Raw genomic sequence first — 26671 nt, 5'->3', positions numbered from 1 at the left:
CTATCCGGCAATCGCTTCGGAAAGAATACATTCAAGTTCTTCCTGGGTCATTTCAGCAGGGGTACAGGCAAAAAGTTTGCCCATGGTTTCCTGTGCTATTTTGACCAGCTCGGGCACGTCGTCTTCCTTTGCGCCGTATGTCTTCAGGGATTCGTCATTAAATCCGGCCCGTTCCAGCAGGGAGCGGAGACCTTCAAGGAATACTGTCGCGCGCATGTTTTCATCAAATGCCTGAGTGTCATAGCCCATGGCCATTGCCAGATCTTCAAAACGTTCCGGGGCAGCGGGAATCAGCCTTTTGAAGTAGGGCACGGAAAGCTTAGCAAGGCCAAGACCGTGCGGCAGATCAGGATATTTCGCACTGAGGGCATGTTCAAGGGAATGCTGGGAAATGCAGCGGGAAAGGGTTTCGCACATACCGGCCGCAGTGCTGGCCCAGGCCATGACAGTGCGTGCTTCAATGTTCTCACCTTCAACAATTGCCATGGGCAGGTAGTTGCTGATCAGGTGAACCGCTTCAAGCGCAAGCATGTCGCTTATGGGCTGGTGCTCGGTGGAGACAAAGGTTTCCACTGCATGGAAGAATGCGTCAATGCCAGTATAGGCGGTCATGCGCGGAGGCACGCTTACCATCAGCTCCGGGTCGACGATGGAAATGGCCGGGAAGGTCGAGTCGTTCCCGAGGCTGATTTTTTCTTTGCCGTCGGATTTGTTTATTACTGCCCACTGATCGGCTTCAGTTCCAGTGCCCGCAGTGGTCGGGATGGCGATGAGCGGTATGGCCGGATTTTCGGCTCTAACGCCTCCGCCGGAACCGGACTGTATGTAGTCCCAGCAACGGCCCGGGTTGGAGGTCAGAAGGGCTATGGCTTTTGATGCGTCGATTGTAGAACCGCCGCCGAGGGCGACTATGAAGTCCACGCCTTTCTCTCTGGCTGTCTTTGCAGCTTCGTCTACCTGATCGGATTTCGGATTCGGGGAAATATTGTCAAATACGACTGTGGAAACATCCTGCCTGGCAAGTGCAGCCTGAACCTTATCAAGGTATCCGTTTTTGATCATTGCACCGGATTGGCCGATTACAACCATGGCCTTTTTGCCTTTGGGCAGGGACATGACTCCAAGTTCTGCAAGCTTGCCTGGACCAAAAACAATGCGGGTGGGAATAAATATCTGAAAATTGAGCATGCTCTTCCTTCGTATTTTAGTGTTGTCGTTGAGCCACCTGATAACTGACTGTGCGACTGCCGTAAAGGGTGGTATACATCTAAATCCTGCCGTACCACTCCTTAATCTCCAAAATCAGCTCCTGAAGGCTTTCATTAATGGTTCTTCCTGCAGTGTCCAGCACAATCCTATCCGTCTTCCAAGTGTTGTATTCTCTGCTTTCCACCTGTTCCCAGGTAGGCAGTTTTAAGCCGGCTACACTTGAAGTCCGTTGTTCAACCCTGTTTTTGTGTTCTGCCTTGTCAGAACAGATTACCTCGATATTAATAAAGCGTGTGCCTGCATTTACGGCAACGTCCTGCCATTCTGTGCGGGTTAATTCAATCGGATTGCAAGAGTCTGAAACTACACTGATACCGCATTTAAGATTATCAGCAGCAATCCTGTAAGCCAGCCTATATCCCTCGCCCTTTACGCTTACGTCTAAAAGGTCGCGCATTGCTTGTTCAATTGTATCTATCCTAAGATATGTACAGTGTAATTTAGAGCTTAAGCCTTGAGCAAGAGTGCTTTTTCCCGATCCTGGTAAGCCGGAGAAAATATATAAAATTGCTGAATCCAAGCAGTAATTCCTATTTAATTGTCTGACTCAATGCCTCGTCCATTTGGCCTGTTGTGTACAGGTCTCTGATAACTGTCGGTGAATTAGCGTTTTCTCCGGTGCTGAAGATTGCCGCAAGGGGAATTGAACGGCTGCCCAGTGCCCTCAGGAAATCATCTGCATTTTTGTCTGGAGAAGTCAGGTCCACCCTGATGAAGGTAAGGCCGTACTTTTCCTGCCAACGGTTCAGGTTCGATGGGGTCAGAGTTGTCTGCTCCAGAACTTTGCATGACGGGCACCAGTCGGCTGTAAATTCGACAAGCATCGGTTCTTGTCCAATTCGGCCGGCAAAGTCGGCCCGCTCGAAGCCAATCCAGTGGGCCGTGCGTTCAGGCGGGCTGGCGGACCAGATGCCTGCAGAAATACATATCGCAAGGGCAGTGGCGCGCAGCAGGTACATACCTCCTTTGCTGTCTGAAGATCCAGCAAGTCCCCACATCCATGCAGCTACAGCGGTGAACCACATGAAAATCATGACCGGTATGAACATGTTTTCAGGCAGGATGCTGAGCAGATAGATACAGGTCCCGGCTAGGAAGAAACCTGCCGCCCGTTCAATCCATATTGTCCATGCTCCGGGACGCGGGAACCGTGTACCGAGTGCCGGGAAAATGGCCATTAAAATGTATGGCAGGGCCATCCCGGCACCGACACTCAGGAAAACCGAGCCGATAACATAGTGTTTCTGGACCATGGCCCAGCCCAGAACTCCACCAAGGAAGGGTCCGCTGCATGGCGTTGCCAGCAGAGTGGCAAGTATGCCGGTGAAAAGGGCCTGACGGCGCGGGCTGCTGTGATCCGCATCTATTTTGAGGTCAACCACCGGAAGGTTGAAAAGCCCGAACAGGCTGAGACTGAGGGCAAAGACAATCCCGGTAAGAGCGATAACCACAGGCGGTTTCTGGAAAATCTGCCCCCAGGCCATGCCCGTTGCCCCCAGAATTCCGCTGAGAACTCCAAAGTACAAAATAATGCCTAGGGCGAAAAATACGTTGTGTTCCCGGAAACTGCGCTTCTGCTCGCTCGTGCTGTCGTGTTTCGCCCCCGCCATCAGGGTTGAAAGTTTCAGGCTGATTACAGGAAGAACGCAGGGCATGAAGTTAAGCAGAAAACCGGCCAGAATTCCGAACAGGATGGCCGTGGTAAGATCTGTTACTTCAAGCCCGGGAGTGAACGGCCGGGGGGTAAACTTTTTGAAATCAAAACCGGAAGATACTCCGTTAACAAGTTGTTCCGTCTGTTCCAGAATTGGTTCAGTGCTATTGTCTGTTGCGGAGTCCGGTTGAGGTGAAGCTGCTGTCTTCACCGTAGCCGGTTCTGACTTTTTGTCATTTACCTTGTCAGCTATATCTTTCAGCAGGATTCTGTTTTCAGGGAGTTCTGCACGAGATTTGACGAACAGCGGCCACCATTTCTGTTCACGTGCTGGTGGCAGTTCCGCAGGGGTAAATCCCATTCCCGCAAAATTAAGCTCACTCTTGACCGGAAGACATGCTGTGTCCGAGCACATCAGCAGAGACAGTTCCGTTTTCAGGGTGAATGATTTGGTCGTGCTCGGAATTGGAATGAGGATAGGCGTAGGATCATAGTATGTGCCGATTTTGCTGCCTTTGTTGAAAGGGTCATCTTTCAGTTTACCCGGCAGGTAAAGCGGGTTGAGAAAGATGTTGCCGGGCATCATCTTTGCCTTGAGGGTCGTGGGCTGGCCCATTTTGCCCGGATTATGGGAATATGTGTACCATCCGTTTTTGGTTTCAAGGATCAATGCGGCCATTACTTCGCTCTGAATGGAGGCTTCCTTTTGGTCTTCAAGGTTTAAACTGTATAATTTCCAACTTGTTTCAAGGTTTGGATTCTGGTTTTGGGCGCTATTAGCCGGTTGTGGGCAGATAGCTCCAGTGATAAAAACAAAACTGATTAAAGCTAATAAAATCAATTTAAAACGCATTAATGTGCCTTTTGGGTAAAAAAAAATTAAATTGTTGTTGACTTATGACGCGAAGATCTCTAAACCCTTTTTCACACGACGCGGGTCACTAGCTCAATTGGTAGAGCAGCGGACTCTTAATCCGTTGGTTAAAGGTTCAAGTCCTTTGTGGCCTACCACCCGCAAATACAGGGGTTTAGACGAATAGTCTAGACCCCTTTTGCTTTTTCTGAACATGCCTTTTCCTGTTAAGATCCCCATCAAATTTAAGAAGTGGTGAAATTTGAGCTTAAACAAATTTTACCACTATTTTTGTTTTTACCGTTTCTCTGTGAAGAGAGAGATGTCGAAAAAATACCGCTCGTAAAGACGACTTCTATTCGGAAGTGATAGGCCAGAATTAAGTAAAACTATTTGTCTGGAACTCATTTAGCCTGCGGTGGGTCAGAAATCTTAAATATCAGTCAGAATACGGAATTCCGAAAGCCTTAAATCTTGTTCTCCCCATTCCGCGCGGTTGCTTCCCTCTGTCTTGGCTTTGTAGGGCATGGTTTCTGCTGCCTGTGTCAGGGCAAATAAGGGATCTGCATAGGGTGTATTGAACCCTGGCGTGCAAATCGTATTGCGGGCTGATTATTCAAAGCAGACTAGCTGAAGTCTTCCTCATTGCGCTGTAATTGGTTTATTACCGATCAATCCTGCTTTTTGTTCATAGTAAGGTCGATGAGTATTAGTGCGTTCCATCGTCATTTTGAATTTTTCTTTGAATTATTAGTAGGCTATGTTGCGCTCCCAGCATCATACTGTCCTGTTGGGGATTAATTTTTATTTCTGCGGTAAACTGCAGCTGGTTAATTGACATGCGCATTTGATGTGTATTAGTACACGTCTAGTGTTACGTTTTGTATTTGTGTGCTTGTTTTGTTTTACGTTTTTTTGTCTAATAACAAAAGGAGGGCTTTTATGTCAGGGTGTACGCCTAAGTCTCCCCCTGCTGGTGTCGCTGCTGTTCAGCCGGCGGCAAATGAGAATTCCAAAATCATGGAGGGGGTTGAGTATAGTCTTTACATTCCTCCGGTTGGGGTTGACCCGGATTCTGTCAGGTTTGTAAGGGTTGATGAATCCAAATGTGAAGGATGTGGGGCCTGCGAGGAGCGTTGTGCCAGCGGAGCGATCCAGTCCATCAACGAAAGTGGAACACATCAGGTTGTTGATCCCGTAGCCTGTATGAACTGCGGTCAGTGTTTGACCAATTGTCCTTACGGCGCTATCTACGAGGGAGTTTCCTTCGTGGAAGAGGTGGCAGCCAAGCTCAAGGACCCGAATACAATCGTGGTGTCCATGCCAGCTCCCGCTGTGCGTTACGGACTTGGTGAATGTTTCGGGGCTCCTACCGGTACTTATGTCGGCGGCAAGATGCATGCGGCACTCCGCAAGCTCGGGTTCGACTACATCTGGGATACCGAGTTCGCAGCTGACCTCACCATCATGGAAGAGGGAACCGAGCTGCTTAACAGAGTCAAAAATCAGGGTAAAAAAGACACCCTGCCCCTGCCGCAGTTTACTTCCTGCTGTCCCGGCTGGATCAAGTTCTCGGAAACCTTTTACCCAGATCTTCTTCCCCATCTCTCCACCTGTAAATCCCCCATCGCCATGCTTGGGCCTTTGGCCAAGACCTATGGTGCCAGGGAAACAGGAACCGATGGCAAGAAGATTTACACCGTGTCCATCATGCCATGTATCGCCAAGAAGTATGAAGGTGTGCGCGACGAGATGAACGACAGCGGATTCAACAGGGATATTGATGCCACCATCAACACTCGTGAACTTGCTTACCTGATCAAATCTGCCGGAATTGATTTTAACTCCCTGCCTGACGAAGCTGCGGATCCGGTTCTCGGTGAATCCACCGGTGCAGCGACAATCTTCGGAAACAGCGGCGGTGTTATGGAAGCTGCTCTGAGGCTTGCTTATGAAGTGCTCTCCGGCACCCGCCTGGAGCATCCTTCAATCACTGTTGTCCGTGCGCATGAAGGTATCAAGACTGCAGACGTCAATGTCCCGAACTTCGGTGTAGTGAAAGTCGCTGTCGCCAGCGGACTCGGCAATGCAGCCAAACTGTGTGACGAAGTTCGTGCAGGCAAATCTCCCTATCATTTTATCGAGATTATGACCTGTCCCGGCGGCTGTGTTAACGGCGGCGGACAGCCCCTTGATCCTGAAATCAGGGCTTCTCTGTTCCGCTCCACCGTAGCTCAGATCAACCAGCGTTTCAGAGCACGCAAAGTAAAGGCATAAGGAGAAACTGATATGAAAATCAGCAGACGCAGTTTCATCAAGGCCGCAGGTGCGGTGGCCGGATACGCAGTTCTGGGTGTAAACATTGCCAAAGAAGCAGTTGCGGATGTCATGGATATGGTAGCCCGTCGCCAGAACTCTGTTTACGCGGCCGATGCTAACCCAGCCATTTATAAGTTAAGAAAATCCCAGGATAACCCCATGATCGTGAAGATCTACGATCCCAAAAAAGGTTTCCTGCATGAAGGCCCCTGCGGACATGAATCCCATGAGCTTCTTCATACCCATTATTATGATCGCAGCAGCAAGCTTGAAGCCCTGAAGAAAAAGGGAATCAAACTGAATCTGTAAAATGCATCAGCGTCAACCTGCGGCAAGGATGAAAGTCTGACCCAAGGGCCGACGTCTGTTAAGGGGGCCGTATGCGCAGTAGAGTGCGTAAAGGCCAGTGTTTTCTTACCGGTAAATTACCGGGGAAAAGGGTTCGTCCTGACTTCCTCAGGGGGTTTTACGGCAAGCTCCGGAAGCTTTCAGTTGCTTCTTTATTTCGACCGCAGCGGAGCGTCATTAATGGATAAACGTTTGGGAATTATTGGAATAACCATCAAAGATAGATATAAATCTGCACCCTTGGTCAACCGGACCCTGAGTGAACATGGAGATATAATTGTCGGACGCATGGGGCTTCCTTTCCGCGACAAGGGCGTGAATGTCATCGGTATAATTATCGAGGCAACCACGGACGAGGTCGGAGCATTGACCGGGCAACTGGGCATGCTGCAAGGCGTAAAAGTCAAATCACTTCTTGTATAGGAAAGTATACAGACATGAATAAGAATATCTCCCTTGGAACCGGTCTTGAGTCTTTTATTGATGAAGAGCTTATCTGGTCGGAAATTGAGAAGGCCAGTAATCCCGAATCATCCCTCGTACGCGATGTGCTTCAAAAGGCCAGAGAACGCAAAGGACTCTCTCCCTTCGAAGCTGCAGTGCTGTTGAAGAACAGGGACCTTGATCTGGATAATGAAATTTTTCAGGCTGCAATCGAGGTAAAGAAAGGCATATACGGTAACAGACTGGTCGTTTTTGCTCCTCTTTACATTTCCAACGAATGCGCAAACCAGTGCGAGTACTGCGGCTTTAACGCCCGGAATCTGGAACTGGATCGCAGAACATTGAGCCCGGAGGAAATTCGCCGTGAAGTTGAGGTCCTTGAAGATCTCGGACACAAGCGGCTCCTTCTGGTCTACGGCGAGCATCCCAAGTATGATGCCGCTTGGATCGCGGGCACCGTTCGTGAAGTATATTCGGTTACGTCCCGCAAGAGCGGCGAAATCCGCAGGGTCAACATCAACTGTGCTCCCCTTGATGTGGAAGGATTCCGTAAGCTGCACGAAGTCGGCATAGGAACCTATCAGTGTTTCCACGAGACCTATCATCAGGAAACGTACCGTAAATATCATACCGGCGGCCGTAAGACTGATTATCTCTGGCGTCTTTACGCCATGCACCGGGCAATGGAAGCGGGTATTGATGACGTGGGCATGGGCGCTCTCTTCGGCCTGTTCGACCCGATCTTTGAGGTCATGGGTCTGCTTTATCATGCCAGGCAGCTTGAAAATGACTGCGGTGTTGGACCTCACACCATATCTTTCCCGAGAATTGAACCGGCACAGGGATCGGAGCTGGCATTTAATCCTCCTTATCTGTCTTCCAACCATGACTTCAAGAAAATCGTTGCCGTGCTCCGGTTGGCTGTTCCTTATACCGGGCTGATTCTCACTACCCGCGAGAATGCCGCTTTCCGCAAGGAACTTCTTGAGGTTGGTGTCTCCCAGCTTTCCGGTGGTTCGCGCACTTATCCCGGAGCCTACAGCGATCCTGAGTACGATCGTCCTGATGTTCAGCAGTTCTGCATCGGGGACAGCCGTTCCCTTGATGAAACCATCCGCTCCGTTGCTGGTGAACATGGCTATGTTCCGTCGTGGTGTACTGCCTGTTACCGTCTGGGACGCACCGGCGAGCATTTTATGGAGTTGGCCAAGACCGGTTTCATCCAGAAATTCTGCCTCCCTAACGGACTGCTTACTTTCAAGGAATATCTTGAGGATTACGCCTCCGATGAAACGAAACTGGTAGGCGAAGAACTGATCAGAAAAGAGCTGGAAAACTACTCTGATCCCGAGCGTCGCAAACTTCTGACCGATCGTCTTGCCCGTATGGAGAAAGGCGAACGCGATCTGTATCTGTAATGAATTCCGGAGGAAACATGTCTGAATCCGGAAAAGCTGCTTTCCGTATTGAGAGGGATTGTCTGGGTGAAATGGAAATTCCGGCGGATGCGTACTACGGCATCCATACCAGGCGTGCCATGCTCAACTTTCCTCTTTCGGGCCTGCGTATGCACGCCCGCTTTATCCGCGCTTTTGCGCAGGTCAAGGAAGCCTGCGCCGCAGTCAATGTTGAACTGAGTTTTATGGAGGAGCGGATAGGAAAGGCAGTAATTACCGCGTGCAGGGATGTTTCCTCCGGTTTATTGGACGATAGTCTTACGGTTGACCCGTATCAAGGCGGGGCCGGAACCTCCGCAAATATGAATATCAATGAAGTCATCGCCAACAGGGCCATTGAACTTCTCGGTGGACAGCTTGGTGATTACGCTCTGGTGCACCCTGTGCATCACGTGAACATGCATCAGTCCACCAACGATGTGTTTCCTACCGCATTGAAGGTGGCAGCGCTTGGAATGCTGACCGACCTTGAAAAAGAAGTTTCGCTGCTTCAGGGAGAGTTGCAGAAGAAGGAAAGCGAATTTTCCGAGGTGGTAAAGGTGGGCCGGACCCAGCTGATGGATGCCGTACCCATGACTCTGGGAATGACTTTCGGGGCATTCGCAGAGGCCGTATCGCGGGATCGCTGGAGAATTTTCAAATGTCGGGAACGGATAAAGAAGGTCAATCTCGGTGGAACTGCCATTGGAACAGGGCTTGGAGCACCGCGTGCTTACGTGTTGCGGGTTGCGGCTGAACTCAAGAACATATCCGGGCTGCCTGTTTCAAGGGCGGAAAACCTGATTGACGCCACCCAGAATGTTGATTCGCTGGTGGAAGTTTCCGGCATGCTGAAATCCTACGCCGTCAATCTCATGAAAATATCCAACGATCTGCGTCTGCTGGGCAGCGGTCCTCAGACGGCATTTGGCGAGATCGGACTGCCGGCGCTTCAGGCCGGTTCATCCATTATGGCCGGCAAGATTAATCCGGTAATGCCGGAGGCGGTAGCGCAGGTCTCCCTTCAGGTTATGGGGAACGATCAGGTAATTACCCTTGCCGCGTCCATGGGGCAGTTGGAGCTTAATCAGTTCATGCCGCTGCTTGCCCAGAATCTGCTGGGGTCCCTGAGCCTGCTGGTCAATGCGACCCGCAGTTTTGCCCGTAACTGCGTTCAGGGAATAGTTGCCGATGCTCAGAGATGCCGGGATCATGTGGAATCAAGTGCCGCACTTGCAACGGTTCTTGTCCCGTTTCTTGGATATGAGACCGTGGAAACAATCCTCGAAGGTTGCCGCAAGAGCGGACGTTCCCTGCGGGAGGAGGTTGTGTTTAGGGGGATTACCGATCAGGACGAGGTTGATAAAATTCTATCCCCGCAACGGCTCTGCAAGCAGGGCTTTACTCCGGATGAAATGGACAGGTTCAAGTCGTAATGAAGTTTGTGTGCGGAGTAGGGGAGCTGGGGTTTCCCGCATTGTTTGCCGGGGCCAGGCGCAGGATAATTCTCCATGCTGCAGTCTACGGTCCTTTTGCCGAGTCTGAGCCGCACCGTAGCGGGTTGGAGGAGGCTTTGGCACGTAGTTCTTTTGGCAGGCTTGATGTGCTTGCCTTGCTGCCCGGAGGAAATGAGCCTTGGAGAATTCCTTTTCTTGAAGTTCTCCGGTCCGGTATTCCCCGGCAGGATGTTGAGGCTGAAATTGTCCGTTCGGCTGAATTTCTGATGGATCTGTCGAGGCGTTATCCCGGAAAGGTGCGTGTCCATTTTACCTCAGTGCTTCCTTGTTTCCCTGTAGTCATTGTTGATGATGAGATCTGCTTCGGTCAGTATTCCCATGCCTCTGTCCCGGCTCCCGGAGGTTTCTGGGGACGTGTTTCTGCTGATGTTGAGAGGCTTCTTGGGTGGGCTGAAGAAGGGCGTATTCCTGCGCAGGCACAGGCGGAGGCTGCTGCTGCCTATAGGCTGGTGAGTGAATGTGTTGTGGCCATGAAAAGCGGAATTCCGCCTAAGGATATATAAAATGTCGGTGATCGGGCGCGATGAAATTATGTTTTACCTGAACGGCGGAAATGATGAAGAACTGTACTCTTCAGCCGACAGAGTCAGGGAGTGTAGTTTCGGCAGGGAAGTCTATCTCAGGGCTATCGTAGAATTTTCAAATGTCTGTATCAAGCGCTGCCGTTACTGCGGACTGCGTGCTCCGAATACAAATGTGACCCGTTATAGGCTGGATGCGGATACTATCGTCGAAGCGGCCGGTTTTGCTGCCGAAGCTGGGGCGAGAACGATTGTTCTGCAGTCGGGGGATGATCTTGGATATTCCGCTCTGCAGATTGCCGATATTGTCCGAAGGATCAAGGCCGAGCATGATGTGGCTGTAACCCTTTCGCTCGGGGATCGCAGTGTTGCGGAGTATGAGCACTGGTTCCATTGCGGTGCTGATCGTTGCCTCCTGAAGCTTGAAACTACGGATTCCGGAATTTATGAGCATATCCGAAACGGTGAAAAATTGCAGGATCGGCTTGAGCTGCTGCGGGCCATGCAGGAAATCGGTTACGAGGTCGGGTCCGGTATCATAATAGGTCTTCCGGGTTACAGCATCGAACAGCTTGCCGAAGACCTGATTTTCCTGACCGGACTAGAGCTGGACATGATTGCCGCCGGGCCTTTTGTTCCCCATCCGCAGACACCGTTTGCAGATGCTTCGGCAGGAGACATAGATATTTCCTACCGGTTTACGGCTCTTGCAAGGCTGCTCAATTCGCAGGCCAATATCCCGGCAACATCGGCACTGGATTCCTTTGATGGGGACGGACGGGCAAATGGACTGTTGCGAGGCTGCAACGTTATAATGCCGTCTGTTACCCCTTCTTCCAACCGCAGGGACTATAATATTTATCCAGGCAAGAATTCCGTTTCAGTCGATGAAACGGATTCCATTTTTTATGCAGAAGAGTTGATACGCTCTCTTAATTTCGTTCCTTCAGCATCCAAAGGGTCTTCAAGGAGAACACATTATGTCTAACAAGGCTCCCCGCGGCGTACGGATGGTGATTACGCTGGTCGGCAAGCGAAATGCCGGTAAGTCTTCACTGATAAACGCCATTGCCGGGCAGGAGGTGGCGATTGTTTCGGACCATCCGGGCACAACTACAGACCCGGTTGCCAAGCCTTACGAACTGCTTCCGCTCGGCCCGGTGACTTTTTACGACACCGCCGGACTTGATGATTCCGGGGAGGTCGGAGAGCTTCGTGTGAAGGCTACCAACAGGGTCCTTAACCGTACCGACCTTGCTTTGGTTGTGGTGGATGAAGAAGGACTTACCGATCACGAAACAGGTATCATTGAAAAGCTCAGACAGATGGATATTCCGTTCATGGTTGTTTTCAACAAGAACGACCTGCGTGAACCCACCGAAACAGATATGAGCTACTGTCGCAACAGTGGGATACCTTTTTACCGGGTTTCCGTTCTTGAATCCTGTTCGGTGAGCGCGCTGAAAGAAGCCATAATAGATCAGGCTCCTGAGGAAATGAAAAGTGACCCGGTTCTTGCCGGAGATCTTTTCGGCGAAGGGGACTGGGTTGTCTGCGTTGTTCCAATCGATCTTGCCGCTCCCAAAGGACGGTTGATTCTGCCGCAGGTTCAGGTTCTGCGTGAGATTCTGGACTGTGATGCTGTCGGAGTCACAGTAAAGGAAAAGGAGATCGAGGAAACTCTGGCCTCACTGAAACGCAAACCAGCGCTTGTCATTACCGATTCTCAGGTGGTGCTGAGTGTTTCCGGGGATGTGCCGGATGATATTCCGCTGACAACTTTTTCAACCCTCTTTGCCCGCTACAAAGGGGATCTGCCCAGCCTTGTCAAAGGAGCTGAGGCTATCGAAAGCCTTGAGGACGGTGATACGGTCCTTATAGGTGAAGCCTGTTCACATCATCCCGTTGCTGATGATATAGGGCAGGTCAAGATTCCGCGCTGGATAAGGCAGTACACCGGCAAGGATATTAATTTTGTGATGTATTCCGGGCATGATTTTCCGGAGGATCTCGAACGGTTCAAATTGGTAATTCATTGCGGGGCCTGCATGCTTAACAGAAGCGAGATGCTTCGCCGCATCAGGGAATGCCACCGTAACGGAATTCCTGTGACAAACTACGGAGTGGCAATTTCCAAGGTTCAGGGAGTGCTGGATCGGGTTGTGCGTCCGTTTAAATTATAGAAGTATTTTATCATAATTAACAGCCTGTTAAACGTGCGGAATCATCCTGTCTTGGGATGGTTCCGTTTTTTTATATTGGCACGAAAGTTCGAAATATTTCAGTTTATCTGGGTGTTGGAAAACGAAAATGCCGGTGTTTCAAATAAGGAGAGATGTCTATCGTAAACAGGGTTCATGGTAAGATTATTTCTAGAGCGCAAGGATAAGTCTTTGAGGCCAGAAACCATTCAGCCTGTTATGAGGGAGTTCCCTCAGGCCCGATAGCGGGGATCGGCCGCTATCGGGCCTGCGTCGGCTCTACAGGGAGGCTAGAACTGCCGTGGGAGTAAAAAAACAGTTTGCCTTGAGGATGAAGGTAGTTCTCTTTTTTATTGAGAAAGCGGAAAACACGGGAGGTAGGGAGCGCTTTCCAGTCAAGGTTCCGTTTTTCTGAAATGGATGATAGAGTTGTTGGTGTTACTAGTCAAGAAAAAATATTACTATGGCTGTACATAGTTTTAAAAAGCGATCTAAATATGATGAAGAGTGTTTGCAAAAGTCGTCCATGTTTGATGACTGGTGTCTTGCATAGGGATAGTTCAAGGACAATGTCGCGTTGTATTTGATAAGATCCTTCTTCCTGGCTGAGTATGTCTAAGCCCGTTTCTTAATATTAGTGAGCGAAGAAGAATTGCCACGGCATAGAATAATAGTCTTTGCCTGAATGGTCAGCAGGGAGTAACGTTCTATAACTGGCCGTAGTTGTGCCAAAACTCTGTTGGTTGACTGAATTGTATTCTTTCCGGGATTCTTAATTTTATAATATGTAATCAAGGATTGCGATAATGCGGAAAAGGTTGAGAAAGAAGAAAAGACTTGGCGAATTCAGGGAAATGATATGTTACGTTGGTTTACATTTCACAAATAGTCTTGAAACTCAGGTCGGGGAAGGCTTTATCGATAGATTTATTGAGGAAGCCATTGAGGAGAATAAACTCGCTTTCGGCGGTGGAGGGCAGGCATATAAGTATGAAGGTTCTGTGACAGCCATGGCCTACAGAGGATCGGTTTCTGAAGCCCAAAGATCGGCTGTTGAGCAGTGGCTGATCAAAGAGCCTGAAGTGGTAGAGTATTATATTACACCGCTGTTTGATGCGTGGTATGTTGATTTGGACAGTGTTAAAGAAAACTGGGTAAAGAAATCCTGAGTTAAAAGACAAGTTATAAAATTAAATGCAGGAATATCTGCAGCTGTTAAAAATAAAGGGCACTCAGAGTGCCCTTTATTTTTATATTGCGATGGTATTTATCCTTACTCTTTGACCGACCCGGCAAGAAGGCCGCGGATGAAGTAGCGTCCGAGGAAAATGTAGATCATCAGAACCGGGACCGCGGCCATGATGGAGCCCGCCATTGGCAGGTTCCAGCTTACGGCCTGACCACCAGCCAACTGGGCCAGCCCGACGGTGATCGGGTTGTCTTCGTGGCGGGTAAGGCAGATACCCCAGAGGAACTCGTTCCAGATCTGGGTTACCTGCCACAGGCTGGTTACAACAAAGCCCGGAATGGACAGCGGGAAGACAATGCGGGTGTAGATGGAGAAGAACCCGGCTCCGTCAAGCCGTGCCGATTCAATCAGGGCCGTGGGAATTTGTGCATAGAAGTTGCGGAAAATAAGCGAGGTAATGGGCAGCCCGTAAACCACGTGGGCCAGTATCAGGCCCGGAAGTCCGCCGTACAGGTTCATGGCCCGCAGGGTCTGGAACAGCGGGATCAGGATTACCTGATAGGGAATGAACATTCCGAAAAGGAACAGGGTGAAGATAAGCTCACTGCCTTTGAATTTCCATTTTGAAAAGACATAGCCGTTAAGAGATCCGAGTACGGTTGAAAGGATAGTTGCGCAGACCGTAAGAATCAGCGAGCTCACGATGTTCGGCTTCAGAAGGCTCAGTGCATCAGAAAAGCTTGACCAGTGGAACTTATCAGGCAGTTCCCATGCAGTGGGCAGGCTTATGTCTGCCGGTGGCTTGAGGGCTGTGACAAGTGCCATATACGCGGGCATTAGAAAGAACAGGGCCAGCAGTATGAGGGTCCCGTAAAGCAGGATGGAGCCGGGAGTGATTCCGCCGGATTTGTTGGTTACAGCTGTGCTCATGTTGCTAACCTCTGGTCCTTTGCTTGTACTGACTGATCACGTAGGGGACGATGAATGTCCCTGCCACAAGGAAGAGCACGATTGCAATGGCCGCACCGCGGGCAAAGTCGTTGGCCCGGAAGGTGGTCATATACATGTTGAGTGCCGGGTGCCCTGTCTGGGCATTGTCCGGGCCGGTCATGGCGAAAATTATGTCGAACATCTTGAGTGAGATATGCGAGAGGATGATGACCGCACTGATGGTGATGGGTTTGAGCATGGGAATGGCTACGTGGCGGTAGTAGGCGACGGTGTCAGCTCCGTCGAGCATTGCGGCATCGCGCAGATCCTGAGATATGCCGTTAAAGCCTGCAAGATACAGGGCCATTGTGTATCCGGCATACTGCCAGACCGTTGCGATGATGATACCCAGGGTGGCGAGGTTGAACCCGTGCATTTCTTCCATGAACAGTGCCTGCGGGATGAGGCTGCTGCCTAGCCATGCAAAAGCGCCGATTACTACCCCCGGGGCTAGCCAGCGTTTCATTGCCCGTTGGGGATTGTTTTTGAGCAGGAACAGCCCGACCAGAATAAGGATGAAGGCTGCAATGTAGATGATTATCTGGAACAGGTTCTGCCAGTTGAATTCAAGAATTGCCTTGGGTGATGACGTCCACTGGAAATTAAGGGCCTTGAATCCGAAATAGGTCGGGAGCACGTTGACGCCGCCCTGCGGGGCAAGAAGCCAGCGCCAGATGGTTCCTGAAACTATGAATGAAAGGGACATGGGGTAAAGGAAGATTGTGCGCAGCAGGTCTTCACCTTTGGGCTTCTGGTCCAGCAGGATGGCGATGAACATGCCCAGCCCGATGGCCCCGGCAAGCAGCATTATTGAGTAGTACACCGCGTTGACGAGATCCTGCCTGAAGCCCGCGGAAAGGAATCCGGTAAACAGGTCCGTATAGTTGTCGAGTCCTACGAAGTTCATTTGAGGATTAAGGGCCAGTGACCCCATTCCGCCCCAGTCGGTCATAGAAATCCAGATGGTGTTGCCGATGAACCCGTAGACGAATACGGCGATCAGTATAATTGATGGCAGAAGCGTAAAAAACGCCTTGAGTCTGTCCCGTGAAGCTTCCCGCATAAACCGCCCCTTTCTAAGAGCCGCGCCGCCTTAAGCGGCGCGGCTTTTTCTTTCTGTTGGCCTAAGGGGATCAAGCCCCTGAAGCCTTCTCTTTCATTAGTCCGCCTGTCGGTCTATTTGCCGATCTGGGCTTTGTCTGCAAGCTGCTGGCAAGCCTTGGCTACGGCGTTGGCGTTTTTGGTCTTCAGGAACATTTCCATGACCTGAGAGAATCCGCCCATGAAGGTTTCGTTGGCGGCAACACCGTGTGCCAGAGAACCTACAACGCGGTCCTTGCTGAAGTCCTTGGCTGCGGACTGCAGGTAGGCGTTGTACTTGCTCAGGTCGGAGTCCTTGCGTGCGGAGATGGAGCCCTTGAGGGGGTTGAATGCATCACTGCCTTCCTTGGAACCCAGAATCTCGAGCCACGCAATGGCGTTGTCCCGGTTGGGTGCACCCTTGGGCAGGCCGAAGGAGTCGGCGAGGAACATGAATTCGCCATCACTGTCAGGAGAAGCTGCCCAGCCGAAATCGGTGCCGGGAGCCATCTTCTTGGTGGTGACCATGTAGCCTGCGGCCCAGTCGCCCATTATGTTGAAGGCGGCGCGTCCGTCGATAACCATGTCGGTGGCCTGCTGCCAGGACAGGGAAGGAGCGTCGGTGTTGGTGTACTGGAGGATCTTGCCGAAGAGTTCCCATGCCTTTACTACTTCAGGGCTGTCGAATCTCAGCTTGCCGGCCCAGAGGGCATCCCAGTTGTCTGGGCCCATGGAGGCAAGTGCAACGGATTCCCAGAGGTGGTTGGCGGTCCAGTTCTGGGCCAGTGCCAGGGGCACGATGCCTTCCTTCTGGAGTTTGGGAGCGATTTTCAGGAAATCATCCCAGGTCTTGGGTGCTTCAACGCCCCATTTCTTGAGGTTGGCAGGGATGTACCACATTACGTTGGAACGGTGGATGTTTACCGGCACGGACCAGATGCCCTTGTCGGTACCGATGAGCTTGACCAGCCCTTCGGGGAAAGCGTCCATCCAGCCCTGATCCTTGAACAGGAAGGTAAGGTCTTCCATACGGTCAGCCTTTACCCAGGTACCGATGAGTTCCTGACCTGCGTGAACCTGAAAGCTGTCCGGAGGCTCGTTACCGAGCATGCGGGTCTTCAGAACGGCCTTGGCGTTAACGCCGGAACCGCCGGTAACGGTAGCGTCGATAACTTTTACATTGGGATTTTTGGCTTTGTACTGCTTGATCAGGGCCTGCAGAGCCGGGCCTTCGTCACCGGCCCACCAGGAAAAGATTTCGAGATCGCCGCTGAGTTCTTTGGCCATGGAGACCTGCGGAACAGCCAGCATCAAAGCTGCGGCAACCACCAGACACAACTTCGCCATTTTTTTCATGGATTCCTCCTAAAAAGTTAAGAAAACAAACAACATCCAAACTTATAACCGTAATCGCTTATAATTGTCGCCTTACCGGGAAACCCTAGTAAAGCGCCTCTTTTGTTTCCGGGTCGAAGAGCACCATGCGGTCGAATTCGAATCCGATGGGAACCGTTTCTCCGGGGTGGGCAACAATGCGTCCTTCAACCTCGGCGATCAGTTCGTTTTCACCGTCAATGATGATTTCAAGCAGAGAGTGGGCTCCAAGTATTTCCGAAACCACGACCTCTCCGCTGCACCACCAGTCCTTTTGCAGCCGTTCTATATTCTGGCCCATCTTGATGGAGTCGGGGCGTATTCCGGCCAGAACCTGGTCTCCGTTCCTAAGGTTCGGACCCTGATGATCCTGCACAGGAAATCTGGTTTTGCCGATGACCGCGAACCTTTTGCCGTCGATTACCTCAATGACGCCTTCGAGTATGTTCATGGGAGGGTTGCCAATGAATCGGGCCACAAAGACATTGCTTGGTTTTTCAAAAACTTCCACCGGACTTCCGACCTGCTGGATGTATCCGTCCTTGAGGATGACAATGCGGTCGGCAAGGGTCATGGCCTCTATCTGGTCATGGGTCACGTAGATGGTGGTGGTCTTGAGCTGCATATGCATCTTGCGCAGTTCCATGCGCATTTGCGTTCTCAATTGTGCGTCAAGGTTGGAAAGAGGTTCGTCGAAAAGGAATACGTCCGGGTTGCGTACCATGGCCCGGCCCATTGCCACGCGCTGACGCTGTCCGCCCGACAGTTCCGACGGTTTGCGCTGGAGATACGGTTCCAGCTCCAGGATTTTGGCGACATCCAGAACCCTTCTGTCGGTTTCTTCCTTGCTTTTCTTATGCATTTTCAGGGAGAACCCCATGTTCTCGCTTACAGTCATGTGCGGGTAGAGGGCGTAGTTCTGGAAAACCATGGCCACATTGCGGTCCTTGGGGGATACGTTGGTAACGATCCTGTCGCCGATGCTTATGTCGCCGTCGCTTATATCTTCCAGCCCGGCGACCATGCGCAGCAGGGTGGATTTCCCGCAACCGGAAGGGCCGACGAGAACAATGAACTCGTTATCCTTGACGGAGAGGTCCACCCCGTGAATGACCTCCACTGATCCATAACGCTTGACCACACTCTTAAGTTCTACGTTTGCCATGTCTCTCTCGCCTTGATCGGTTTTGGCTCCGGCCTAAATGTGTCGGAACCTGTACTCTGTTGAATGCATGTAAGTCGCTCCGGGATGCAGGATCACGGAGGGAAATTCCTTTCTGTTTGGTGCGTCCGGATAACCGTGAGGTTCGATGCAGAACCCTGCGCGAGGTCCGTAAACGCATCCTTTTTTGCCGACAGTACCGGGCTCAATTCCGTCGCCGGAATAAAACTGCAGTCCAGGCTGGGTCGTGGAAATTTCAAGCTCAAGCCCGCTTGATTTACAGCTGATTAATGCAGCCACCGACATTTCTCCGCTTACTTTATCCAGAATATAGTACCTGTCATGTTGTGCCGGATTATCCGGATCACTCCCATCCATAGGTGCCGGAACTGTGAAATCCCCGGGAGTTCCGTGTACATCCGTAATTGTCCCCGTGGGGATGAGTTCTGCATCCAGTTCAAGCGTATTGCAGGAATGAATGGTCAGTTCGTGTCCGCTAAGATTATTTCCACCGCCCTTAAGGTTGAAGTACGGGTGCGCGGTCAGGCTAACCGGGCAGGGCCTGTCGGTTTCGGCCAGATAGTCGATTCGCAGCCCGTCTTCGAACATGGTATAGATTACTTCGACCAGCAGGTTTCCCGGATATCCGCCTTCTCCGTCCGGGCTGGAATATGTCAGGCGGATTGCCGGTCGATCTTCATCTTCAGATACATCAGCCGACCAGATTCTGGTTCCCAGGCCGCTTTGACCGCCATGAAGGGTGTTCTCTCCTTCATTCTTTTCCAAATGGTATTCAGTGCCGTCCAGTCTAAAGGATGCCCCTGAAATCCTGTTGGCTGTCCTGCCTACGGTAATACCCGAATATGTTTTGTCCGTAACATAATTTTCAAATCGTTCATATCCCAGAACCACATCAACGGCTGAATCTTTCACGGGAATTTTCAGAGCAGTCAGTGCTGCTCCGAAAGTGGAGATTTCTGCTTCAAGACCTGCCCGGTTGCGGAGAGTGTAGAGGAATACTTCGCTCCCGTCGGCAGTCCTGCCCCATTGCTTTTTCGAAACGCTCACATATCCTCCTTCTTCCGGCTGGAGCCGCGGATGAGCAGTTCGGTTTCAAGGGTTACGGTTTCCGGGGCGAAATTTTCATCATCGCTGTTCAGTTGCTTGAAAAGGAGTGTCGCGGCAGTTCTGCCCATTTCGAACGCAGGTTGGGATATAGTGGTCAGGGCCGGTTCAACGAGGGCTGATTCAGGGGAACCTGAGAATCCGGCAAGGGCTATATCGTCGGGAACACGTAAGCCTGCCTCGCGAAAACGAATAAAGGCCCCGATCGCGACCGGGTCGTTGATGGCGAGAATTGCGTCCGGCGGATTCTGCATGGAAAGGAAAATTTCCGCTCCTATGCGTCCATCCTCCTCCCGGCATCCGCCGGTACCGGTATGGAGTTCGGGATAAAAGGGAATGCCGTGGTTCTTGAGGGCCTGAAGGTAGCCGTTGAAGCGCAGTTTGTTGAGGGCAATCCCCTCCTTTCCGGCAAGAAATCCGATCCGCTTGTATCCGCAGTCGATAAGGTGGCTGGTTGCACGGTAGGCAGCACGGAAATCATCAATGATGACCTTGCTGGTGTTCAGTTCTTCCACAATCCGGTCGAACTGGACGAGCGGTATGCCCTGACGCATGACAGCTTTCATGTGATCGCTGCTTGTTGTTTCCAGTGATATGGCCATGATAAGTCCGGCTACCCGGTTGGCTGCCAGAGCTTTGGTCGTCATCATCTCTCGGCGCAGGGTCTCGTTGGACTGGCATACTATGATGATATAGCCGGCATCGTAGGCGACTTCCTCAATGCCGCTGATTACCGTTGCAAAAAAATTGTGCTTAATTTCAGGGACAATGACCCCGATGGTGTTGCTGCGCTGCTTCTTCAGGCTCTGGGCTATCGGGTTTGGCTGGTAGCCGTATTTTTCCGATGCCTCCATGACAATCCGTTTGGTTTTGTCGCTGATGTCCGGGTGGTCATGCAGAGCTCGTGATACGGTGGAAGGTGAAATTCCGAGCTTGCGGGCTAGGTCTTTGAGGGTAATCTGGGCCACGTTCAGCTACCTTTCTTCCCGTTTCTGCCGATAGTCAGGAATTCGTTCCCCGGTTGGCGAATTTCCAGCTCGATGAGAGAACCTGCGCCGAAAAGTTTTTCCATGGTTGTTTTGTATTTATTAAAGCATGAGTCATGTACGTAGGCCTGAATTGTTCCGGCGAATCCTCCCCCGTGAACTCTCGCTATGCCCTTTGATTCAAGTATTAGTTCTGTAAGGTGCAGGGCAAGGGGGATAGGTTGTTCGGAGGGATCGGTGGTGCTGTAACAGTTCTGCAACAGGTGGCTGGATGAATTTCCTGATTCGGAAACAAGCCTCAAAAATCCCGGCATGTCGCCTTTCTGCAGTGTGGCCGCCTGTTGAACTGCCCGGTGATCTTCTCCGATAAAATGGAGCAGTCTGAGAACTGCCCGGTCTCCGACCTGCTTTCGGATAAGCTCTACTTTACCGAGCACTTGGCTGGCGGAAATCCCCCGTGCCTCGCTATGTCCAAGACAACGGGCTGCAGCAGTCATTTCAGCCGGAATGGCGGCGTAGTCCGGGGTCAGGTCTGCATGGCTTCCCCCGGTATCCACAACGCAGAGGCGGTAGCCGGTGCCGTAAAATCCATCCGAACAATCTGTCGGGGGAAACCCCGGTGATACCCGCGTTATCCCCGGATTATCAGGGTTGTTGAAGTCTATGCTCAGTATGCCTTCAAATGAACAGGCCATCTGGTCCATGAATCCGCAGGGCTTGCCGAAGTGGATGTTCTCGGATCGTTTGGCGATACGGGCTATGTCCAGTGCACCTACCTGTCCCCCATTGAAAAGAAAACTGAAAATTCTGCCGGTAAGAACCTCGAATGCCGCTGAGGAACTCAATCCGGTCCCGGCCGGGATCGTGCTGGACACGCAGCAGTTGAACCCGCCGGTCTTGAATCCAGCCTTACGGAATCCGTCGGCAACGCCACGAACTATGGCCTCGCTTGTGCCTTCTTCTTCCGGACGTGGAGAAGTATCAGAAAGGTCCACTATGATGGGCCTGTCGTAGTTTTCGGAAAGTATTGTCACCCGGTTGTCTCCGGTTGGGGAGAATACGGCCAGACAGTCCAGATTCACCGCAGCGGCAAGTACATGCCCGTGGTTGTGATCCGTATGGTTGCCGCCCATTTCAGTACGTCCCGGCGCACTGGCTATCCCTGCGTTTTCTGGATTGAAGGACGTTTCCATGCGTGTCAGCAGCCGATGCAAACGTTCTCTGGATTCATCAAGCCGGGCTCTGGAATGGATGAGACTCAATTCATGGTCGAATCCGTTTTGATCAAGGTGCGACCGCAGGTCGTAAATCGGATGCATGTTAGTCTTCCCGGTCTAGAAAATGGATTTCGGGCTGTTCGCGCAGGCGTTTTGCGCTCTGCTCGGCGGTGATGTCACGCTGGGGCATACCCATCATTTCGAAACCTACCATGAATTTTCTGACCGTGGCCGAGCGCAGCAGCGGAGGGTAGTAATGGATATGCCAGTGCCAGTGATCGCCATGCCGACCGTCTGTCGGACGCTGATGAATGCCCATGGAGTAGGGGAATGAGGTCTCGAAAAGGTTGTCGAAGCGTGTCCCCATACGCACAAGCGCCTCAGTAAGATCATCTTTCTGGATGTCCGTCATCTCAGTCATGGAGCCGAGGTGTTTCTTGGGAAGGAGCATGGTCTCAAAGGGCCACACAGCCCAGAAGGGGACCAGTGCGACAAAGGATTCGTTCTCAAAAATGATTCTTTCCCCGGATTCGACTTCCTTTTCAAGATAGGTGCAGAGCAGGCACTTTGCATTTTTCTGCTGAAATTCGAGCTGATGGGAATCTTCGGTTGCCGGGATGGTCGGTACAGAACGTGTCGCCCAGATCTGCCCGTGCGGATGCGGGTTGGAGCAGCCCATGATGTCGCCCCGGTTTTCGAATATCTGTACGTAGCCGATGTCTTCACGGTTTCCAAGTTCATGGTACTGCCCGCACCATGCATCAACTACTTTGCGCACACTCTGCGGTTTCATGCGTGATATGGTCAGATCATGACGCGGCGAGAAACATACTACCCGACAGATTCCGCTTTCAGGCTCAACCCGGAAGATCCCGCAGTCATCCGTTGAAGGTTCAACCGATTCAGCGAGCAGGGCTTGAAAGTCGTTGTCGAAGACAAAGACGTCTTCGTAGTCAGGATTAACACTGCCGGTATTGCGCGTGTTTCCGGGGCAGAGGTAACATTCTGGATCAAAGTCCGGCAGTTCAGCTCCGGTCGTTTTTTCCTGCCTTCCCTGCCATGGTCTTTTGGTTCGGTGCGGGGAAACAAGCACCCACTCCCCGATCAGGGGGTTGAACCTTTTATGCGGGTAGTCCTCAAGCTTGTTCTGCATGAATCTGATTCCGACTGAAGTTTTGAAATTTATGCAAACGAAACCGCAAACGTTTTCGATAGTATCTACGCAGTCGGTTATCTTGTCAATAAGGCAGGTTGGAAAAATGTGGTTGTCGATGAAGTCAGTGTGTCTTTTATGAAACAGCAGTCTGTAAAAAGTTTTAATTTATAACTGATTCAAAGTGTATCTTGCTGCTATAAGTGAAATCTACTACTATAATATGACATGTTGCCCAATTTTGAGAATATTGGTGAAATCAGGTTGTTGCAGCAACGGGAGGGTTTGTTTTGCTGTCCGGAAGAAAATTCAATTTGTCATTTATTGTCGGCTTGTTTGCGGTTTGTTCCATGTTGCTTGTTTCTTGCGGTGACAGGCAGACCTCAGCTAAAAAGGAGCTGCTGATTTACTGCGGAATAACCATGATTAAACCCATGGCTGAAATCGCTGCGATAATTGAAAAAGAATACGACTGCAAAATCTACATAACCAAAGGTGGGTCCGGAAATCTCCTTAAATCACTGAAGGCTAATCAGCTTGGGGACCTGTATCTTCCCGGCTCTGATTCGTACATCAAGACATGCGTCCAGGAGGGTCTAGTTACTGAAGCTGTTCATGTGGGCTACAACAAGGCTGCCATGATGACCCGTAAGGGCAACCCCCGAAATATTCCGGCAGCTCTTGAGAGTATGCTCGACCCCCGGTATTATGTTGTCATGGGAAACCCGGAAAGCGGCAGCATAGGGAGGGAAACCAAAAAGATTCTGGTTAAAAGGGGAATATTTGATCAGGCCGTTGAGAATGCAAAGCTGTTGACCACAGATTCGAAGGATCTGGTTCGGGTGTTAAGGGACAATGAGGCTGATCTGGTTATAAACTGGTATGCAACATCAACATGGCCTGAAAACCGGGATGCAGTTACGGTCCTGCCTATTGATGAAAAATATGCTCATAGAAACAAGTTGATGCTGGGGTTGCTCAAATTTTCAAAACACCCGGAAATTGCGAAGGCATTCATGAGTTATGCCGCTCTCGACAAGGGGCGGGAGATTTTTAATAAATACGGCCTCTATGATGTCAAATAGAAGATTTCAGACCCTGTTTGAGAAAACTGTAATCCGTAAGGTTCTGTATTTGAGCCTTACTTTTCTTTTTTCTTTTGTCGTTTTCATTGTGGTAGAGAATTATCGTTTCAACCAGCTTTCAAAATACCAGCATAGCATACAGAACCAGCAGGCCCGGGCTTCTCTGGGCAAAGCTGTATTGAACAGGTTGCTCATGATTGAGCTTGACCTGCGCAAGATAGTTGATTCCGAGGATGTCCGCAGTGTCGACCTTCTGCAAGGCATGATAAAGAATGACGTTAGCAGTATCTCAGATATTTTGAGCATACTGCATCACGGAGGTGTGTTTACAAATACCCTGCCGGCCAATTTTTATGAATTTGACCAGATTGAAGAACACATATCCTTCTCCAGGGGGAAGGATGATGGATACGTAGTTGAGGTTATTGATCTTACTCCTAAAATTATTGAGCTTGAGGAAGCTGTCGACGAAATAGCAGGCCGCAAAAAAATGCTGCTTGAGACTGGTGGCAGCAATGAAGACGGGCAGCCTTCTGATCACCTCCATGTCAGGTACATGAAGGTGGAGGCACTGATACTGAGGGCCAGAGAATCAGCCAGCAAGGTTTTTTATGAAACACAGAGGGAAATACTGCGGCTTTCTTCTCTGCAGGATAAAACTGTTCGGCAGATTTACATAGTCAGCTTAGCTCTGGTTGGCTCTACCTTAGTAATTTGTTTACTACTTTTTTTACGCATATTTACGAGTCTAAAAAATATTCTCAATGACCGGGAGCAGAAGGCCAGCAACCTTGAGGAGGCCAAACTGGCTATTGAGATCATCCTTGATTCAATACCTGTCGGAATTATTATTGTTAACGATAGAAAGGATATTGTCCGCGCAAATACGGAAGCTTTGAGACTGTTTGAAGCATCTGGACCCGATGAAATTTTAAACCGTAAGTGTAGCAATCTTTTTTGCCTGTCATCAGAGGAAGCCTGTCCTTTTGAAAACGAATTAAGCCCGACCCATGTCGCCGAGATCCGGATCAAGACCTGTAAGGGCCGGGAACTTACTGTTCTAAAAAATGCGACTAATATTTCTTTGGCTGGTGAAAGGCTTGTTTTGGAAGCCTTCATGGACATATCTCACCGACTGGAGATGGAAGACAGGCTGCATGAAGAACAGATGTATGCCAATGCCGTCCTGCAGGGGGTACAGGCCGGGGTTGTAGTCATTCATGCTGAAAGCCACACCATTGTTGATATGAATGAAGCTGCTGCAGCTGTTATCGGGGTGGATAGGGAAGAAGCCATCGGGGCTGTCTGCCACAAATATATCTGTCCTGCTGAGGTGGGACGTTGCCCCGTTACAGATCTGGAGCAGAAAGTCGATCATGCCGTACGACTGCTTGCAAACGGTAAGTCGGTTTTGAAAAGTGTAGTGCCTCTTTATCGAGGGGGAGAACTGTATCTTCTTGAAAACTTTGTGGACATAACGGACAGAGTAAAGATTGAGGATCAGCTGAAGAAAGCCCTCAAGGATGCAGACAGGGCCAGCCGGGCAAAAACTAAATTTCTGACCCGAATGGGCCATGAGCTGCGTGCCCCGCTGAACGCGGTTATCGGATTTTCTGATTTGCTGCTTGATGGAGCGGAACAATCACTCGGAACCAGGCAGATTGAACAGGTGGAGCATATAAAAGTTGCCGGTATGCATCTGATGCAGATGATTACCAAGGTGCTGGATTTTTCAAGGATTGAGTCCGGAAATCTTAGGATTAATATTGAATCAGTCAGCGTAGACAGAGTGGTTGAGGCGTGCAGAGAGCTTCTTGAGCAACAGGCCACCTTGAGCAGCGTTACGGTTAAGATCGAACCGTCAATCAAGAATCTTCCGCCTGTCAGGGCAGACCTTACTTACCTCAAGCAGGTTCTGCTCAGCATCATGTCCAATGCCGTAAAGTATAACAGGATAGGCGGCACAGTCTCAGTCCGTGGAGAGGTAACTGATAACGGTATGCTTGCGCTTATGGTTGAAGATACAGGAATCGGTATACCGGAAAAAAATCATGATGAAATTTTTAATCCGTTTACCCGTTTTGCAGGAAAGGAATCCAGCATTGAGGGTATTGGAGTCGGTCTTGCCGTATCAAGGCAGCTTATTGAATCAATGGACGGAAATATCCATATAGAGAGCAGCGAAGGTGTCGGGGCGTTGTTTACTGTGGAAATACCGGTTGCGAATTATTTGCCTGCAGCAGGGTAGACGCGAAAACCTGTATAACGGGCAATGATATCCGTAAACATAATTGTACTGATGTTTATGCTGATTATGCCCGTGAATGAAATATTGCTTTAAAAAACTGGATGAGAGTGGCTCATACTCAGTCGTCGTGTGTAGAAGTCTTGATACAGGATTAACGGCTGTAGAGTTTATAAAACCGTATTTTGGGGTTCCCATGAGACTATACTGGAAAGAAATCATTGGGAGCTCATGACTGTCCTTATCTCGCTTGTTGTGAATTATCTTATTCCGCTTTTTTCTCATTTTTCATGCCCTGTAGTGCACTAATTGAGCACATCCTGCCTGTCTCTTCCCCTCAAGGAAGGTGGTGTCACACATCCGCAATCATTTGATAACCGTGACTGACTCTTTTTTACGTTATCCTGACAGTTTATATCTATTCTTTGCATAAATTCCTTTTATATCAACATCTTGTGATAAGTAGCTGTATTCTCGAAAATAAGCAAAAAAGTTGCAATTTA

22 protein-coding genes and 1 tRNA gene are annotated in these 26671 nt (G+C 50.4%); 12 read left to right on the top strand and 11 right to left on the bottom strand.

Annotated features, from left to right (window positions below):
• The 3 genes from N7E73_RS01155 to N7E73_RS01145 all read right to left on the bottom strand — a co-directional run bounded on the left by N7E73_RS01155 (window position 1) and on the right by N7E73_RS01145 (window position 3602).
• Window positions 1–1188, bottom strand: a complete 1188-nt coding sequence (locus N7E73_RS01155; protein ID WP_432736916.1) for an iron-containing alcohol dehydrogenase — start codon at window positions 1186–1188, stop codon at window positions 1–3.
• A 79-nt stretch (window positions 1189–1267) separates the two neighbouring features.
• Entirely contained in the window at window positions 1268–1789 is a 522-nt protein-coding gene (locus tag N7E73_RS01150; protein WP_432736914.1) for an AAA family ATPase, read from the bottom strand.
• Between the two features lie 10 nt (window positions 1790–1799).
• On the bottom strand, window positions 1800–3602 hold the full coding sequence (locus tag N7E73_RS01145; protein WP_432736913.1) for a cytochrome c biogenesis protein CcdA: 1803 nt from the start codon (window positions 3600–3602) through the stop codon (window positions 1800–1802).
• Between the two features lie 256 nt (window positions 3603–3858).
• Between N7E73_RS01145 and N7E73_RS01140 the strand changes: the two genes are divergently transcribed.
• The 10 genes from N7E73_RS01140 to N7E73_RS01095 all read left to right on the top strand — a co-directional run bounded on the left by N7E73_RS01140 (window position 3859) and on the right by N7E73_RS01095 (window position 13731).
• Window positions 3859–3934: transfer RNA gene (locus tag N7E73_RS01140), tRNA-Lys, on the top strand.
• A gap of 862 nt (window positions 3935–4796) precedes the next feature.
• On the top strand, window positions 4797–6053 hold the full coding sequence (locus N7E73_RS01135; protein ID WP_432738820.1) for a [FeFe] hydrogenase, group A: 1257 nt from the start codon (window positions 4797–4799) through the stop codon (window positions 6051–6053).
• A gap of 12 nt (window positions 6054–6065) precedes the next feature.
• The gene (locus tag N7E73_RS01130; protein ID WP_432736911.1) at window positions 6066–6404 is read left to right on the top strand and encodes an iron hydrogenase small subunit; all 339 of its coding nucleotides are present in this window, start codon (window positions 6066–6068) and stop codon (window positions 6402–6404) included.
• Between the two features lie 219 nt (window positions 6405–6623).
• Window positions 6624–6866 carry a TM1266 family iron-only hydrogenase system putative regulator gene (locus tag N7E73_RS01125; RefSeq protein WP_432736910.1) on the top strand — a complete coding sequence of 81 codons (243 nt, stop codon included), beginning with the start codon at window positions 6624–6626 and terminating at the stop codon, window positions 6864–6866.
• A gap of 14 nt (window positions 6867–6880) precedes the next feature.
• Window positions 6881–8305: a [FeFe] hydrogenase H-cluster radical SAM maturase HydG gene (gene hydG / locus N7E73_RS01120; protein WP_432736908.1), complete on the top strand. Its 1425-nt coding sequence runs from the start codon at window positions 6881–6883 to the stop codon at window positions 8303–8305.
• Between the two features lie 17 nt (window positions 8306–8322).
• The gene (locus tag N7E73_RS01115; RefSeq protein WP_432736907.1) at window positions 8323–9759 is read left to right on the top strand and encodes an aspartate ammonia-lyase; all 1437 of its coding nucleotides are present in this window, start codon (window positions 8323–8325) and stop codon (window positions 9757–9759) included.
• Window positions 9759–10343, top strand: coding sequence for a hypothetical protein (locus tag N7E73_RS01110; RefSeq protein WP_432736906.1), 585 nt, complete (start codon window positions 9759–9761; stop codon window positions 10341–10343). The genes N7E73_RS01115 and N7E73_RS01110 overlap by 1 nt, the downstream gene beginning before the upstream one ends.
• 1 nt (window position 10344) lies before the next feature.
• Window positions 10345–11349: a [FeFe] hydrogenase H-cluster radical SAM maturase HydE gene (gene hydE, locus N7E73_RS01105; RefSeq protein WP_432736905.1), complete on the top strand. Its 1005-nt coding sequence runs from the start codon at window positions 10345–10347 to the stop codon at window positions 11347–11349.
• Window positions 11342–12544, top strand: a complete 1203-nt coding sequence (gene hydF / locus N7E73_RS01100) for a [FeFe] hydrogenase H-cluster maturation GTPase HydF (RefSeq protein WP_432736904.1) — start codon at window positions 11342–11344, stop codon at window positions 12542–12544. The genes hydE and hydF overlap by 8 nt, the downstream gene beginning before the upstream one ends.
• A gap of 836 nt (window positions 12545–13380) precedes the next feature.
• Window positions 13381–13731 carry a 50S ribosome-binding protein YggL gene (locus N7E73_RS01095; RefSeq protein ID WP_432736903.1) on the top strand — a complete coding sequence of 117 codons (351 nt, stop codon included), beginning with the start codon at window positions 13381–13383 and terminating at the stop codon, window positions 13729–13731.
• A 104-nt stretch (window positions 13732–13835) separates the two neighbouring features.
• Here N7E73_RS01095 and N7E73_RS01090 read toward each other — a convergent pair whose 3' ends face one another.
• From N7E73_RS01090 to N7E73_RS01055, 8 genes are all read right to left on the bottom strand, one after another.
• Window positions 13836–14681: a carbohydrate ABC transporter permease gene (locus tag N7E73_RS01090; protein WP_432736901.1), complete on the bottom strand. Its 846-nt coding sequence runs from the start codon at window positions 14679–14681 to the stop codon at window positions 13836–13838.
• Window positions 14682–14685: 4 nt separating this feature from the next.
• The gene (locus N7E73_RS01085) at window positions 14686–15804 is read right to left on the bottom strand and encodes a carbohydrate ABC transporter permease (RefSeq protein ID WP_432736899.1); all 1119 of its coding nucleotides are present in this window, start codon (window positions 15802–15804) and stop codon (window positions 14686–14688) included.
• 113 nt (window positions 15805–15917) lie between these two features.
• Complete coding sequence (locus tag N7E73_RS01080; protein WP_432736897.1) at window positions 15918–17177, bottom strand: ABC transporter substrate-binding protein; 1260 nt, start codon at window positions 17175–17177, stop codon at window positions 15918–15920.
• An 85-nt stretch (window positions 17178–17262) separates the two neighbouring features.
• Window positions 17263–18360, bottom strand: coding sequence for an ABC transporter ATP-binding protein (locus tag N7E73_RS01075; protein WP_432736896.1), 1098 nt, complete (start codon window positions 18358–18360; stop codon window positions 17263–17265).
• Between the two features lie 33 nt (window positions 18361–18393).
• Window positions 18394–19425 carry an aldose epimerase family protein gene (locus N7E73_RS01070; protein ID WP_432736895.1) on the bottom strand — a complete coding sequence of 344 codons (1032 nt, stop codon included), beginning with the start codon at window positions 19423–19425 and terminating at the stop codon, window positions 18394–18396.
• Entirely contained in the window at window positions 19422–20450 is a 1029-nt protein-coding gene (locus tag N7E73_RS01065; protein WP_432736894.1) for a LacI family DNA-binding transcriptional regulator, read from the bottom strand. The genes N7E73_RS01070 and N7E73_RS01065 overlap by 4 nt, the downstream gene beginning before the upstream one ends.
• 2 nt (window positions 20451–20452) lie before the next feature.
• Window positions 20453–21787 (bottom strand): galactokinase, encoded by a 1335-nt coding sequence (locus N7E73_RS01060; protein ID WP_432736893.1) that lies wholly within the window; start codon window positions 21785–21787, stop codon window positions 20453–20455.
• Between the two features lies 1 nt (window position 21788).
• The gene (locus tag N7E73_RS01055; RefSeq protein WP_432736890.1) at window positions 21789–22838 is read right to left on the bottom strand and encodes a UDP-glucose--hexose-1-phosphate uridylyltransferase; all 1050 of its coding nucleotides are present in this window, start codon (window positions 22836–22838) and stop codon (window positions 21789–21791) included.
• A gap of 350 nt (window positions 22839–23188) precedes the next feature.
• On the opposite strand from N7E73_RS01055, the gene N7E73_RS01050 reads away from it, so the two are divergent.
• Window positions 23189–23923, top strand: coding sequence for a substrate-binding domain-containing protein (locus N7E73_RS01050; RefSeq protein WP_432736888.1), 735 nt, complete (start codon window positions 23189–23191; stop codon window positions 23921–23923).
• A gap of 49 nt (window positions 23924–23972) precedes the next feature.
• Window positions 23973–26171, top strand: a complete 2199-nt coding sequence (locus N7E73_RS01045; protein ID WP_432736887.1) for a PAS domain-containing sensor histidine kinase — start codon at window positions 23973–23975, stop codon at window positions 26169–26171.
• The last annotated feature ends 500 nt before the right edge of the window (window positions 26172–26671 follow it).

This window comes from Maridesulfovibrio sp. FT414, from assembly GCF_050916235.1.
Taxonomy (GTDB): domain Bacteria; phylum Desulfobacterota; class Desulfovibrionia; order Desulfovibrionales; family Desulfovibrionaceae; genus Maridesulfovibrio.
This window is presented reverse-complemented; position numbering and strand designations above follow the sequence as displayed.

What these genes read in the sequence shown, in the direction of transcription:
- N7E73_RS01155 (WP_432736916.1), bottom strand. Translation starts at nt 1,188, where the DNA reads ATGCTCAATTTTCAGATATTTATTCCCACCCGCATTGTTTTTGGTCCA.
- N7E73_RS01145 (WP_432736913.1), bottom strand. Translation starts at nt 3,602, where the DNA reads ATGGCCGCATTGATCCTTGAAACCAAAAACGGATGGTACACATATTCC.
- N7E73_RS01135 (WP_432738820.1), top strand. Translation starts at nt 4,797, where the DNA reads ATGGAGGGGGTTGAGTATAGTCTTTACATTCCTCCGGTTGGGGTTGAC.
- N7E73_RS01130 (WP_432736911.1), top strand. Translation starts at nt 6,066, where the DNA reads ATGAAAATCAGCAGACGCAGTTTCATCAAGGCCGCAGGTGCGGTGGCC.
- N7E73_RS01125 (WP_432736910.1), top strand. Translation starts at nt 6,624, where the DNA reads ATGGATAAACGTTTGGGAATTATTGGAATAACCATCAAAGATAGATAT.
- hydG (WP_432736908.1), top strand. Translation starts at nt 6,881, where the DNA reads ATGAATAAGAATATCTCCCTTGGAACCGGTCTTGAGTCTTTTATTGAT.
- N7E73_RS01115 (WP_432736907.1), top strand. Translation starts at nt 8,323, where the DNA reads ATGTCTGAATCCGGAAAAGCTGCTTTCCGTATTGAGAGGGATTGTCTG.
- N7E73_RS01110 (WP_432736906.1), top strand. Translation starts at nt 9,759, where the DNA reads ATGAAGTTTGTGTGCGGAGTAGGGGAGCTGGGGTTTCCCGCATTGTTT.
- hydE (WP_432736905.1), top strand. Translation starts at nt 10,345, where the DNA reads ATGTCGGTGATCGGGCGCGATGAAATTATGTTTTACCTGAACGGCGGA.
- hydF (WP_432736904.1), top strand. Translation starts at nt 11,342, where the DNA reads ATGTCTAACAAGGCTCCCCGCGGCGTACGGATGGTGATTACGCTGGTC.
- N7E73_RS01090 (WP_432736901.1), bottom strand. Translation starts at nt 14,681, where the DNA reads ATGAGCACAGCTGTAACCAACAAATCCGGCGGAATCACTCCCGGCTCC.
- N7E73_RS01085 (WP_432736899.1), bottom strand. Translation starts at nt 15,804, where the DNA reads ATGCGGGAAGCTTCACGGGACAGACTCAAGGCGTTTTTTACGCTTCTG.
- N7E73_RS01080 (WP_432736897.1), bottom strand. Translation starts at nt 17,177, where the DNA reads ATGAAAAAAATGGCGAAGTTGTGTCTGGTGGTTGCCGCAGCTTTGATG.
- N7E73_RS01075 (WP_432736896.1), bottom strand. Translation starts at nt 18,360, where the DNA reads ATGGCAAACGTAGAACTTAAGAGTGTGGTCAAGCGTTATGGATCAGTG.
- N7E73_RS01060 (WP_432736893.1), bottom strand. Translation starts at nt 21,787, where the DNA reads ATGCATCCGATTTACGACCTGCGGTCGCACCTTGATCAAAACGGATTC.
- N7E73_RS01055 (WP_432736890.1), bottom strand. Translation starts at nt 22,838, where the DNA reads ATGCAGAACAAGCTTGAGGACTACCCGCATAAAAGGTTCAACCCCCTG.
- N7E73_RS01050 (WP_432736888.1), top strand. Translation starts at nt 23,189, where the DNA reads ATGTTGCTTGTTTCTTGCGGTGACAGGCAGACCTCAGCTAAAAAGGAG.